Here is a 12,858-nt window from a genome sequence, read left to right on the forward strand (position 1 = left end):
TGGCACGTCTCTACAAGATCCTCCGCATTAAGCGCCACCCCGTAATTTGTCGAGGACGCTCCGATCTTCTAAGGTCGAAGTATCACCTGTTACCTCTTGACCCGCCGCGAGCGATCGCAACAACCGCCGCATGATTTTACCCGATCGCGTTTTGGGTAATCCTTCGGTGAATTTGATTTCACCAGGACGCGCTAAGGCGCCAATCTCTTGTCCAACGTGCTGTTTTAATTCCTTGGCTAAGGTGTCACTGGCGGTGTAATTTTCCTCTAAAGTGATAAAGGCGACAATTTCTTCCCCTTTCACCTCACTGGGTTTCCCGACTACAGCAGCTTCGGCGACGGCGGGATGAGAGACGAGGGATGATTCGACTTCCATCGTTCCCAAGCGATGTCCGGCGACGTTAATCACGTCATCAACTCGACCCATGACCCAGAAGTAACCGTCTGGATCTCGCCGAGCGCCATCCCCACTAAAGTAGAGATAGTCTCCATCTGTGGGCGGGATATGCTCCCAATAGGTGCGACGGAAGCGATCGGGGTTGCCGTGAACCATACGAATCATACTGGGCCACGGCTGTTTAACCACTAAATAGCCCCCTTGGTTATCGCCCACCGGATTGCCGTCTAAATCCACCACATCAGCGACAATTCCGGGGAAGGGATAAGTAGCAGAACCCGGTTTTGTGGGTGTGGCACCGGGTAGAGGCGTGAGCATGATTCCCCCTGTCTCGGTTTGCCACCAGGTATCCACAATCGGACAGCGTTCGCCGCCAATGACGCGGTGATACCACATCCAAGCGGCTGGGTTAATTGGTTCACCGACGCTTCCCAGTAATCGCAGCGAGGATAAGTCTCGCGCTTTGGGTAAATGTTCCCCCATTTTCATGAATAGCCGAATCGCGGTGGGGGCGGTATAGAAAATGGTGACTCGGTATTTTTGCACCACGTCCCACATACAACCGGGATTCGAGGAACGGGGCGCCCCTTCATACATAACGGTGGTGGCACCGTTGGATAAGGGACCATACACAATATAACTGTGACCCGTAATCCAACCAATATCAGCAGTACACCAGAAGACATCCGAGGGGTGCAGATCAAAGACCCATTTTGCGGTGATATGAGTATAAAGGTTATACCCACCTGTGGCATGAACCACACCTTTAGGTTTACCCGTGGTGCCGGAGGTATAGAGAATGAAGGCGGGGTCTTCACTGTCCATGGGTTCGGCTGGACAATCCGCAGAGACACCCGATCGCAGATCGTGCCACCAGTGATCGCGTCCCGGTGCCATACCGATCTGTTGACCTGTGCGTTGCACCACCAGAACGCTGTGGACGCTGGGAACGCTATTCCCGGCTAAGGCTTTGTCTACTTGTTCTTTCAACGGGACGATCGCATCCTTGCGCCAACCGCCATCCGCCGTAATCACTACCTTAGCTTCGGCATCTAAGAGTCGGTCTTTGAGGGCTTCAGAACTAAACCCCCCAAACACCACCGTATGCGGTGTGCCAATTCGCAAACAAGCCAGCATGGCGATCGCCGCTTCGGGAATCATCGGCATATAAATCCCCACGCGATCGCCTTTTTTCAAGCCCAGTTGTTTGAGAACATTTGCCATTTGACAGACGTCCCGATGCAACTGAGCATAAGTGAAGCTCCGGGAGTCTCCGGGTTCGCCTTCCCAAATCAAGGCTAATTTGTCCTGTCGTTCAGGAGTCAGGTGGCGATCGAGACAGTTATAAGAAATGTTTAGTTTACCGCCGACAAACCACTGAGCAAACGGGGGTTGCCAATCCAGCACCTGATCCCATTTCTGGAACCAGTGCAGTTCTTGTTCTGCCAGTTGACCCCAAAAGGCTTCTGGATCAGCTTTCGCTTGGTCATAGAGGCGCTGATACTCCTCCATGCTCTTAATATGGGACTCTTGGCTAAACTGACTCGGTGGATTAAACAGACGTTTTTCTTGAAGGACGGATTCTATGGTCGCTTGTGACATCGTTTTTCTCCTTAAACGAGACGATAATCGTAGCGGTTAATTAAAAAACTGATAATCATATCATACGCAAAAGCATACACTTTGATGCATCTGCTACATCTGCTGTAACAAATAGAATTGTTAATTCGTGTAAGCGGGTCGCCCCTACACCAAACTGATAACTGTTATTCCCCAATCAATCGTTGCACATAGAGCGATCGCGCTGTTCAACTTCCGGGCTAGTCTGAATATAATCCCGTATCCAGTCACACCCCTGTTGGAGAACAGGGTTGACATCCACCACCTGATCCAATTTCCAGAGAATCACCGTATGGTCTAAACTGGCAGAGGCGAGAATCTGACCATCGGGACTAAAGGCAACATCAAAGACACGATCCGGATGACCCGGTAATGTGGTGATTAACGTGCCATCACTGCGCCACAGTTTAACCGTGTGATCCCAACTGGCTGAAGCCAGAAACTGACCATCGGGGCTATAGGTAACACTTTGGACGCGATCGCTATGTCCTGCTAAGGTTTTAATTAACTGCCCGTCTCTTGTCCATAGTTTAATTGTGCGATCGGCACTGGCTGAGGCAAACTGCTGACCATCGGGACGGAAGGCGATATCCCAAACTTGATCACTGTGTCCCCTCAATGTTTGTATCGCATCCGAGGCAAATCCCCCAGAACTATTCCGTTGCCAAAGTTTAATCGTTTCATCGGAACTGCCAGAGGCGAGGAGTTGACCATCGGGACTGAACGCCACCGTGTTCACCTCATGCTTATGTCCCAGCAATGTGGTTAATACTCTACCATCAATCCGCCAGACTTTAATCGACTTGTCCCAACTCGCTGAAGCAATCAACTCCCCATCCGGGCTGAACGTCACCTCAAACACGGTATCTTGATGTCCCTTCAGGGTTCTCAGAGGTGCACCCTCTGCCCCCCATAGTCTAACCGTTGTATCCTCTCCGGCTGAGGCAATCAAGGAACCATCAGGACTGATATCAATCCCCCACAGTTGATTCAAATCTCCCTTCAGGGTTTTAATGGGCGTCCCATCAGGTTGCCAAAACTTGAGTGTCGTATCGCTGCCAACGGACACTAATTTCTGAGTGTCGGGGAAGAAATCAATACCCCAAACTGACCTGGAGTGACCTCGGAGTCGGGTTAAACTAGACGGGTTGAACCGCCACAGGCGTAGTGTCCCATTGACCCCGGATGACATCAAGGTTTGACCATCGGGACTAAAGCTGATCTGCCAAATTCCTTCTTGATTTGCCTGAATGGTTTGCAGCAGAGTATCCTCTGCTGACCAAAGTTTGATCGTGTCATCCCAACTGGCGGAGGCGAGAGTTTGCCCATCGGGACTAAAGGCTAAACTGATCACGGTACTCTCATGTCCTGTGAGAGTTTGTACCAATGTCCCGTCACGCTGCCAAATCTGAATCCTGTTATACCAGGTTCCGGCTGCTAACCGTTGACCATCAGGACTGAAAACCAGACTGACAATGCGATTGAATTCTGAGGACTGATCTCGGTGATTAACACCTTTAAGGGTTTTGAGTCGGGTTCCGTCAAGATTCCACAGCTTGATTGTATTATCGAAACCGCTAGACGCCAACATCTGCCCATCGGGGCTAAACGTCACCGACCATACTGCATCCTCATGCCCGATAAAGGTGTTTAGCAGTGTACCATCTAACCGCCACAGCTTGACAGTGCCATCTTCACTCCCTGAGGCAATATGTTGACCATTTGGACTAATGGCAATCGACCGGACTAAATCCTGATGTGCCTGAATTGTCCGTAATACTGTACCCTCTAAATTCCACAGCTTAATTGTCTGATCCCAACTGGCAGAAACGAGTTGTTGACCATCAGGAGTAAACTCAACAGCAGTGACGATATCTTTATGTCCCCTCCAACTCCTTAGAAGCTTACCATCTCGACGCCAGAGTTTAATCATTTTATCTTGACCCCCAGTGGCAATCAGTTGACCATCTGGACTGATGGCAACAGTTTGGGCAGCATTTTTATGGGCTAACAGTTGATTGGATTGGTCGGCTTGAAAGACACTGCGGCGCAGAATTTGCTCAGTTTGAGAGTGTAACTCTGGAGTCACAACGGCTAGATTTTGCGATCGCCGCCATGCTTTAATTGCGGTGAATAATGCCTCTAAGTGATTATCTGAGGCAAATAAGGCTTCAGCAGAAATTGTTAGCGCTTGCACCTCTCTCACCGCCAGTTGACGCTTCTGAAACCGGGTGAATAATCCCAACCCACTGGCTACCACAAATGCCACAGTCACTGTAGCTAATAAACTCCGTTGCAGTTGGGTGGTTTTATGTTCTTGCAGCAGTCGCGCTTCTACTTCTTTAAGTCGTTTTGCCTCCTCAATGCGCTTAATTTCCTCTAAGTCGGTACTGGTGCCAAACCATTTTACAACTTCCCCATCAGGACTCCGCAGGGGAGTGGCGCGTTGCAAAAACCAACGGTAGTTCCCTTGACCATCTCTCAGGCGAAGTTCCACCTGATAGGGGTCTCCGGTTTGAAAACAGTGTTGCCAAGCGGTTTGCGATCGCGCTATATCTTCGGGATGACAAAAGACAAATCGTTCTTGGCTTGTTGCTTGCGCTAAGGTACAGTTTAAATAATCCAATCCCCGTTGATTAATATAGGATAATTTACCATCGGCTTCAATAATCCACACAATTTGTGGTATGGCATCGGCGATCGTTCTAAAATATTGTTCTCGCTCTTTTTGTACCTGTAAGACTTGTTCAATCTCTTGGCGTTCTGCATCTTGACTCGCTGCCAAAAATTGATAATCTACATCACTTAAACGCTTTCCCTGAGACCACAGTAGGGCATCTTGTAGCGCTTGTCCCCGCAACAGTCGGGAAGTATCCTGTTGATGGCTAGCTATCCACGCCTCAATTGCTTGAGAGTAGGGACGTAATTGACTCAGTTGTGCTTGTACCCAGTTGAGATTAAAGACAGCTTGATAAATAGCATTATTAATCCGTAAATAGCCTTGCTGCTTAACCACCAACCCCGAAAGCAACAGTTCAATCTGTTCCCGACTGTCATCACTGGGAATAGAAATACCTTGAAGTAATTGCTGATAAATCCCCAAAAGTCGGGTCGTTAATTGGGGGTTGACCAGGACGCGATCGCGAATCGTTCGCAGATGTTCCGGTTCATCATTTGCTTCCCAATCCATTAACAGGCGTTCTAACACCAATTTATCGATAATTTCCCCTTCTTCACCCGCCTCAATAATGTTAGAAGATTTAACCACCAACTGACAGAGTTTTTGGGTGAGAAACGGTTGTCCTCCCGTCCAGTCTAAAATTCGCTGGAGTACCTCCATGGGGTGTTTAGCTTTTGGATTCAAGCCTTGAGCTAAAGGCTCCACCTCGGCTATCTTAAATCCGCGCAAATCAATGGCTTTGCCAATATTAAACGGCGTGCGTTTTTTATCCGCAATCAAATCCGAAGGCGTCGCCACCCCAAACAAAGCAAACGTGAGTCGCTGATATTTAGCATTCTCTGACCGTTGATTATAAAAATATCGAATTAAAGCAAAGAAATCATCTGTAGGAAACTTTAAACCCAGAACTGTATCAATTTCATCAATACAGATCAGAATATTTCCTTGGGGAATCCGAGCCAATAAAACCGTATCAATAAATCGACTGAATAGTTGAATTAGGGATAAACCCTCATGCTCATCCCACCAAGTTTTCAGATTAAACTCTTGGATTTGGGAAAACTTATCGATTAATTCATATAAAAGTCCGCGATACCACTCCTTTGGCGTAATCGTCTCACTCCCCAGATTAGTTAAATCAATCGAAGCCGAATGAAACCCTCTAGCTTTAAGGCGATGAAGTGTTCGCAACCGCAAACTGGATTTCCCCATCTGTCGGGTATTAAACACATAGCAAAAGTTTCCCGCCAGCAGCGCTTCATACAATTGGTCATCAGCCGCTCGTTGAACGTAGGTGGGGTGGTTATATTTTAAACCCCCACCCACTTTGTAGTATTTAGTGAAACGAGTTAAATTGGTCATTGGTCATTGGTCATTGGTCATTGGTCATTTGTCATTTGTCATTCGTCGTTGTAGTGGCGTGTCACACCTTATTTGATGAATTAGAATTACGCCCGGAAACTGTAGGGGCGCAAAGACTTGCGCCCGATTCAATGGTCAAATCTATTCCACAATTTTAGTCGTCGTAGGGTGCGTTAGCGCAGCGTAACGCACCTTTACCCTTTACCTCTGGCAGATTGAGTGAAATAGAATAGTTTAGCGTCAGTTATTTTTTTCACATTTAACCTACCTGTTTTAAAAAAATTCATTGACAATCCAATTGAGCAAGTCGTGAGGGTCTGAGTTTGTCATAGCGGCATACTGTCTCAACTTCAAAATATTATCTGAAGATAAACGAAGTGGAGCAAACCGCTCAGGAAATGCCCAACTGCACTGCTCACACTCAAGCTGACATCCACGACATGATGTACTCTTAAAGTTGTTACATTCATCACACAGAGGTTGCCAATTATTCAATTCATTGCCACCCCCTCTAGTCCGGGGAATTTTATGATCCTGTTGAAATCTAACCTCAGGTTCAGAACGACCACAAACGGCACACTTATAATTGCATTGCTCCAGAATTTTCTGCCAATCTAAATTAGACAGCTTGATTCGCGGCACTCTTTTTTCACTTAAGGTTAAACTGACAAGTTGATAGGTTTTGTAATCTTTCACACAGCGCACTTGACGCTCAATTTCTGAAATATCGGATTGCTCTAGCTTGACTCCGTAATCGACATTTAAAGCCGCTGCTAATTCAACCTGATCTAGACCGCGTTGTAATCTGACTTGACGAATTCTCAAGCCGCTGATGTTTTGCTTTTTATCCACAGTTAACCGTTTTAAACCTAATGGTCGAGATATTATCGACTGTTAAACTGATTTGTAGACGAAAATCGTCTACAGTAGATTTTGATCCGTCAATCATCTATGATGGTCGTCACGATTAGGCTTTATCTCTAGTTTCATGCGTGTTGCTTCGTTCTTTGCAGGTATTGGCGGTTTTGATCTCGGCTTTGAAAGAGCAGGGATGCAGGTTGTGTTTCAATGTGAGATAGATCCGTTTTGTCAACAGATATTAAAACGCCATTGGCCCCACGTACCCCTTCATGACGACATCTCGACCCTCAATTCAACAACTATCCCTACCTCTGATTTATGGTGTGCAGGATGGCCCTGCCAAGACCTCAGCCACGCCAACACCGAGCGACAAGGACTCACAGGGGAAAGAAGCGGGTTATTTTTCCGGTTTATGGACTTGGTTAGAGAAGTTCAGCCAACGTGGTTGGTCATGGAAAATGTGCCGGGATTGCTCTCGGCGGAGCAAGGAACCGCTCTTGAGACAGTTACCGACACGTTGGAAGCGAATGGGTATTTGGGGGGATGGATATCGTGTAACGCTCTCCATGCGGGCTTACCCCACAACCGAGACCGAGTATTCTTTATCGCAAGTTTTAGATCAGAATGTGCCTATCACTTCTTTACTAACAGCCGCGAATTGTCTAGGGATACTGCGTCGCGAAAATCGAGCCAAGCGAAAACTCGATCCCATTTTCGTCAAGGCACTGTCACAAACGATCCGCTTGTGGTACAACGTCGCGGTGGCTTCGGGTACACCTTGGCAAAAAGCATCTGCCCCACGCTACGTGCCCAATCTGGACGACATCAAGGAGGTCATTCAGACCGACCCATACTCTGTGGCGAGAAACTTGACGTGGACAGAGTGGGAGCGGCTCATGGGGTTTCCTCCCGGATGGACTCTCGCCGAGGGAGACTCCTTGGCAACGCCGTTGTCCCCCCCATCAGCGAATGGCTCGGAAGACGAATTTTAGAAATTGTTCGTTGTTCGTAGTGAAGGAACCTTAGCCTAGTTTGTAGTAAAGGAACCTTAGCCTTATATTCAGTTAGATGATCAGAATTTCGTGACAGGTAAACTCAACAGAGTCCACCTACTTTTAACCTCAAAAAAATGGCGACCTGATCATCTGTAGGGGCGGGTTTTACGGATAACATACAAGCCCAAACAGGTAACTTATGTAAACCCGCCCTGTTTCTGGAATTGCCTGAAAGAGGAAGGATTGCTTGTTTGATTATAGAGCGACATGATCGAGTTGAGTCGGGGGAGAAATGGTGTGTCACAGCTAATTTTATGAATTAACCATTAGCCCCGAAACCGGGCGCATGGCACACGCCTTGGAAAAGGGCGCACGTCGGTGCGCCCCTACGAGGAACCTCGCCCAGCGCCAAAATACTGACGGTATAATTCACAACTCGGCGTCGCTTTATTATCCTTTAACTTAATCAACCCTAAACTATTTAACTTATAAGCCAAAAACGAATCCTTTAAAACCGTCTCATCCGCACCCATGACTTGCCTCACCGCATCAGCTAACTGAGGTGTTGTAATCAAACTAGCTAACCGTCGCAGATGACCATTATAAATCTCCGATGATGTCAGCGCCTCTTGTAAATCGTTATTAGGGCAAGGTACAGAGTTTGTGATTGAGTTACCTGTGTGATTTGTCATTCGTCATTCGTCTTATGTCTTATGTTTTATGTTTTATGTTTTATGTCATTCTCGTTTCTCTTCAGAAAAAAGCTAGATCATTTGCCATTGTATTTGGTAATTTTTTTGATTAAAGACAGATTATATTGAGTGGCTTTCACACAAAATCCAACATTTTACAACACCAAAATCGGTGATTCCGGGTTATGATATTATTAAGGATAGTTTAGGTGTATTGGCTTCTAAAGGTTTGGTATTTAAATCTTTAGGAGCTAGTTTATTAAAGAATAATAATATTTGGAGAGTAGAGACGTTCCGCCGGAACGTCTCTACCATAAGATGTGTCCTAACCGCTATGGCGATTGCTATATAAGAGGGCACGGCAATGCCGTGCCCCTACCACCCTCTGATTGCAAGTCGAGGTGTTGCCTATTCCCACCACAAGACTTATTCAGCAGCCCCTAATCAAGCCGCAGGTAAGAGCGATCGCGACAACACCACGCCCTGATAATACTGTTGTAACTGTCGGGTGGCGGCTGACCAACTCCAGCGTTCGGCTTCCGCCCTGGCGTTTTGGCGTAAGGTTTCCCGTTCGGTTTGTTCCTGAAACAGACGTTGAGTCGCTGCGATCGCGCCTTGTTCATCCCTGGGATCAAACAGGTAGCCGTTCACCCCATCGGTGACGATATCGGGAATTCCCCCAGAACGCGCCGCCACGACTGGACATCCCGCCGCCATCGCTTCGAGTAACACTAATCCCAAGGTTTCGGTACGGGAAGGGAAAATAAACGCATCCGCTGACGCAAACGCAGAACCTAAGGCTTCACCCGTCAGATACCCGACAAAATGGGTGGGGGTTCCAGCAAAATGTTTTTCCAAGGCGCTGCGATGGGGTCCATCCCCCACTAATGCCAAACGCGCACCGGGAATTGATTCGAGAACGGGTTTAATCCGGTCAATCTCCTTTTCCGCCGATAAACGCCCCACATACAGCAGCAACGGGTTTTCCGGGTGTCCTTGGGACAAGTGCGATCGCATTTCGGTTGACACTAAACTGGGACGGAATGTCTCCGTATCCACTCCCCGTTGCCATAAATCCAATCGTTCAATCCCGTGTTCTCTCAATTCCTCAACCATCGCCGTCGAGGTACATAAATTAAGTTGGGCTTGGTTATGATTTGCCTTAATTAATTCCCACATCACGGGTTCTAACATGCCTAACCCATAATGCTGAAGATACTGGGGTAAATGAGTATGATAGGAGGCAACTAAAGGAATTTGCATCACCTTCGCATAATAGAGTCCCCCTAACCCTAATACTGCCGGATTCACCACATGAATCAAATCCGGTTTAAATTCAGTTAATGCTAGACCAATCGCGGGTCGAGGTAATGCCAGTTTCAGTTCAGGATATAAGGGTAATGGAAACCCGGAAACACCATAAATTTTGGCACCTTTGTGTTCTGTAAGTCCCCCATCAGGACAAATAACGAGAACCTGGTCACCATTGCGTTGTAAATGGTCAACCGTGTGCCGTAGTCGCGTGACAATCCCATCAACTTTAGGCAAAAAGGTTTCAGTAAATAAGGCAATTCGCATAATCCTGTGACTGTGTGCGGAGTAGTATTGCAAACGGTAGAAGGCAGAAGGCAGGAGGCAGAAGGCAGGAGGCAGAAGGCAGGAGGCAGGAGGCAGAAGGCAGAAGGCAGAAGGCAGGAGGCAGAAGGCAGGAGGCAGGAGGCAGAAGGCAGGAAGGTGGTTACTGGTATAGGGTCTTCAGCACCATTTATCCTAACCTGAATGTCGCTGACTTAAGCTAGGTTCGTAGTAGGCACGAAGCGTGCCAGAAGCGCTCGCATCCCTGACTACAAACTCTCAAGTCAGTGCTATTCATCCTCACCTTGATGGCGACAGTTAGAACAACTAAGGATCTTCAGCATTTTTTGGTGGTAACGTACAGAGTCCATGAATCCCTATAGCTGCAATAATTCCCCCTAATAAAACGCCCACACCTTCAGCGAAACAATTGATTCGATGTCTATTTTCTGCGGCTTGGGCAATGGATAAATCCCGCATTGTTGAGGACGGAGATTGAGACAACTTCTGGTAATAAATATGGTGACGCTCTAGTTCTACCCATTCTGGCACAAGATAATAAGCACTGAGGGCAGAGGCAGCGAAACCCGGTAAGACTACAAACACGAGCAGAATTGCCGATTTGATCATCATGACAAGCTATCGGAACATAGCATGAGAGTGCGAAGAACTCTATAGTTTTTAGTTCCTCTGACTGAAACCATCGGTTCAGTGATTATTATGAACGCCTCTAGACTAAGTTGGCTTGGAAAAAACAGGAACATCAATTACCGAAAACCCCATTCTTTTGATGTTTTATGTCTTCCCTACCCTAGTCCTGAATCCTGAACCGATAGTCAAGAGCTTTAGCGCCGCCAAGACACCTTGGGCAAGATTTGTTTTTCATCTACACGGTGCTTGTACTTGCTGGCAAAGTTAAGTAAGGAATCGATCAGGGAATCAGAGAGGTAATGGGGTTGGAGTCCTAAACTTAACAGGCAAGTATTTTTGGCGTAGAAATAATGCTGTTCTAACTCAACCCGTGGGTTATCGAGGTGCTTAATGTCCACATCGATATCCAAATGGGTGCCAGCATTTTTCACCATCACGGCTAAGTCGCCCACGCTGAACATTTCCGTGAACTGGTTAAATACGCGGAATTGACCCGGATCTGCCGGATTCGCGATCGCTAGTTCGACACAGCGCACGGTATCCCGAATATCTAAGAAGCCTCGGGTTTGTCCCCCTTTACCATAGACCGTTAAAGGATGACCCACCGCCGCCTGGATACAGAAACGGTTTAAGGCAGTACCGAAAACGCCATCGTAGTCGAGGCGGTTAATCAGCATCTCATCCATTCCGGTTTCTTCGGTTAAGACACCATAGACGACGCCCTGATTCAAATCCGTTGCCCGCAGTCCCCAAATCTTACAAGCAAAGTGGATATTATGGCTATCGTGGACTTTGCTCAGGTGGTAGAAGCTACCGGGTTGTTTGGGATAGGGTAAGGTATCTTTACGCCCATTATGCTCAATGGTGATGTAGCCTTCTTCGATATCGATATTCGGCGTGCCGTATTCACCCATCGTCCCCAGTTTGACCAAATGGCAATCAGGGAAGTCTTGTCGCATGGCGTAGAGAATATTGAGTGTGCCTACGACATTATTCACCTGAGTCAGTACCGCATGTTCGCGGTCAATCATCGAGAATGGGGCAGACCGTTGTTCGCCAAAGTGAACAATTGCCTCCGGTTCAAACTGATGCAGGGATTTAATCAGGAAATCGTAGTCGGTAATATCCCCGACGAATAAGTCAATGGATTTACCCGTCAGATCCTGCCAACGCTGGATACGCTGTTGAATCGGTGCAATTGGCGTCAGGGTTTCTACACCCAGTTTCATATCCCAGTGACGACGCACCAGGTTATCCATAATCCCGACGTCGTATCCTTTGTTGGATAGATGCAGGGCGGTTGCCCACCCACAATAACCATCGCCACCAATAACCAAGACTTTCATAGTCAATCCATAAATTTTGCTTGCCGATACTCGGTAAATGTATCAGGTTTCGGGTACGCTCGAACCATTAAAATCAGCGATCGCACCCCTAAATTATCCTACAGGCTCATGACTCAACCGTCTTTACCCGCCAACTGTGTCCTCCGATGCGCCTGTTCAGGGGATCGGGGCGCGATTTTCCGATTGGTACTGGGGGCAAAACTTGATCCGACGCAGTTACGATGGCAACAGTTCTGGGTGATTGAATGCGAGGGACAGGTGGTAGCATGTGGACAGTTACGCCAGTTTGCTGACGCCCAGGAGTTAGGCAGTTTAGTTGTCGCCCCCCGATGGCGCGATCGCGGTTTGGGAAGCTTGCTGACGCAGCATCTGATTCACCAAGCCAGTCAACCCCTCTATCTGGAATGCTTAGGAACACGCCTCGCCCAGTTCTACAGGCGCTTTGGCTTTGTGCCAGTTTCCTGGCAAGAGTTGCCGCGATCGCTTAAATTTAAGTTTGGCTTATCTCACTTCGCCAAAATTATCTTCCGAATACCTGTAGAAATTATGACTCTATCCCCTCACTGAATAAATACCTAGACATAAATTGTGTTAGTTAATTGATGTTAAAGATCCTAATCATACATCCTGTTTCTGGCATATAATTGCTAGCTCTAGTTATAGACATCAAATGTGACGTA

At 47.4% G+C, this 12,858-nt stretch carries 10 protein-coding genes; 3 read left to right on the forward strand and 7 right to left on the reverse strand.

The window, feature by feature from the left end; genetic code table 11:
* Nucleotides 1-27: 27 nt before the first annotated feature.
* From acs to RIE73_RS10270, 3 genes are all read right to left on the reverse strand, one after another.
* Nucleotides 28-1,998 (reverse strand): acetate--CoA ligase, encoded by a 1,971-nt coding sequence (gene acs / locus RIE73_RS10260; RefSeq protein WP_446401093.1) that lies wholly within the window; start codon nucleotides 1,996-1,998, stop codon nucleotides 28-30.
* A 175-nt stretch (nucleotides 1,999-2,173) separates the two neighbouring features.
* Nucleotides 2,174-6,058, reverse strand: coding sequence for a WD40 domain-containing protein (locus RIE73_RS10265; RefSeq protein WP_446401094.1), 3,885 nt, complete (start codon nucleotides 6,056-6,058; stop codon nucleotides 2,174-2,176).
* 273 nt (nucleotides 6,059-6,331) lie between these two features.
* Nucleotides 6,332-6,910 carry an HNH endonuclease gene (locus RIE73_RS10270; RefSeq protein ID WP_446401095.1) on the reverse strand — a complete coding sequence of 193 codons (579 nt, stop codon included), beginning with the start codon at nucleotides 6,908-6,910 and terminating at the stop codon, nucleotides 6,332-6,334.
* Nucleotides 6,911-7,046: 136 nt separating this feature from the next.
* On the opposite strand from RIE73_RS10270, the gene RIE73_RS10275 reads away from it, so the two are divergent.
* Nucleotides 7,047-7,931 (forward strand): DNA cytosine methyltransferase, encoded by an 885-nt coding sequence (locus RIE73_RS10275; protein WP_446401096.1) that lies wholly within the window; start codon nucleotides 7,047-7,049, stop codon nucleotides 7,929-7,931.
* 369 nt (nucleotides 7,932-8,300) lie between these two features.
* Here the strand turns inward: RIE73_RS10275 and RIE73_RS10280 are convergent, their stop codons facing one another.
* Both RIE73_RS10280 and RIE73_RS10285 read right to left on the reverse strand, forming a co-directional pair.
* Complete coding sequence (locus RIE73_RS10280) at nucleotides 8,301-8,606, reverse strand: AAA-like domain-containing protein (protein WP_446401097.1); 306 nt, start codon at nucleotides 8,604-8,606, stop codon at nucleotides 8,301-8,303.
* Between the two features lie 444 nt (nucleotides 8,607-9,050).
* Nucleotides 9,051-10,184, reverse strand: coding sequence for a glycosyltransferase family 4 protein (locus RIE73_RS10285; protein WP_446401098.1), 1,134 nt, complete (start codon nucleotides 10,182-10,184; stop codon nucleotides 9,051-9,053).
* Between the two features lie 14 nt (nucleotides 10,185-10,198).
* Here RIE73_RS10285 and RIE73_RS10290 point away from each other — a divergent pair, with 14 nt between their 5' ends.
* Nucleotides 10,199-10,405 (forward strand): hypothetical protein, encoded by a 207-nt coding sequence (locus RIE73_RS10290; protein WP_446401099.1) that lies wholly within the window; start codon nucleotides 10,199-10,201, stop codon nucleotides 10,403-10,405.
* Nucleotides 10,406-10,508: 103 nt separating this feature from the next.
* Here the strand turns inward: RIE73_RS10290 and RIE73_RS10295 are convergent, their stop codons facing one another.
* A complete protein-coding gene (locus tag RIE73_RS10295; RefSeq protein ID WP_446401100.1) occupies nucleotides 10,509-10,814 on the reverse strand; it encodes a hypothetical protein in 306 nt (101 codons plus the stop codon).
* A 212-nt stretch (nucleotides 10,815-11,026) separates the two neighbouring features.
* On the reverse strand, nucleotides 11,027-12,178 hold the full coding sequence (locus RIE73_RS10300; protein WP_446387134.1) for a UDP-sulfoquinovose synthase: 1,152 nt from the start codon (nucleotides 12,176-12,178) through the stop codon (nucleotides 11,027-11,029).
* 108 nt (nucleotides 12,179-12,286) lie between these two features.
* Between RIE73_RS10300 and RIE73_RS10305 the strand changes: the two genes are divergently transcribed.
* The gene (locus tag RIE73_RS10305) at nucleotides 12,287-12,745 is read left to right on the forward strand and encodes a GNAT family N-acetyltransferase (protein ID WP_446401101.1); all 459 of its coding nucleotides are present in this window, start codon (nucleotides 12,287-12,289) and stop codon (nucleotides 12,743-12,745) included.
* Nucleotides 12,746-12,858 lie beyond the last annotated feature (113 nt).

It is taken from the genome of Coleofasciculus sp. C1-SOL-03 (assembly GCF_040220555.1).
Classification (GTDB): domain Bacteria; phylum Cyanobacteriota; class Cyanobacteriia; order Cyanobacteriales; family Coleofasciculaceae; genus Coleofasciculus.

Bases quoted from the DNA above. Each gene is read 5' to 3' on its own strand.
- RIE73_RS10295 (WP_446401100.1), bottom strand. From the start codon at position 10,814: ATGATGATCAAATCGGCAATTCTGCTCGTGTTTGTAGTCTTACCGGGT.
- RIE73_RS10265 (WP_446401094.1), bottom strand. From the start codon at position 6,058: ATGACCAATTTAACTCGTTTCACTAAATACTACAAAGTGGGTGGGGGT.
- acs (WP_446401093.1), bottom strand. From the start codon at position 1,998: ATGTCACAAGCGACCATAGAATCCGTCCTTCAAGAAAAACGTCTGTTT.
- RIE73_RS10285 (WP_446401098.1), bottom strand. From the start codon at position 10,184: ATGCGAATTGCCTTATTTACTGAAACCTTTTTGCCTAAAGTTGATGGG.
- RIE73_RS10275 (WP_446401096.1), top strand. From the start codon at position 7,047: ATGCGTGTTGCTTCGTTCTTTGCAGGTATTGGCGGTTTTGATCTCGGC.
- RIE73_RS10305 (WP_446401101.1), top strand. From the start codon at position 12,287: ATGACTCAACCGTCTTTACCCGCCAACTGTGTCCTCCGATGCGCCTGT.
- RIE73_RS10300 (WP_446387134.1), bottom strand. From the start codon at position 12,178: ATGAAAGTCTTGGTTATTGGTGGCGATGGTTATTGTGGGTGGGCAACC.
- RIE73_RS10280 (WP_446401097.1), bottom strand. From the start codon at position 8,606: ATGACAAATCACACAGGTAACTCAATCACAAACTCTGTACCTTGCCCT.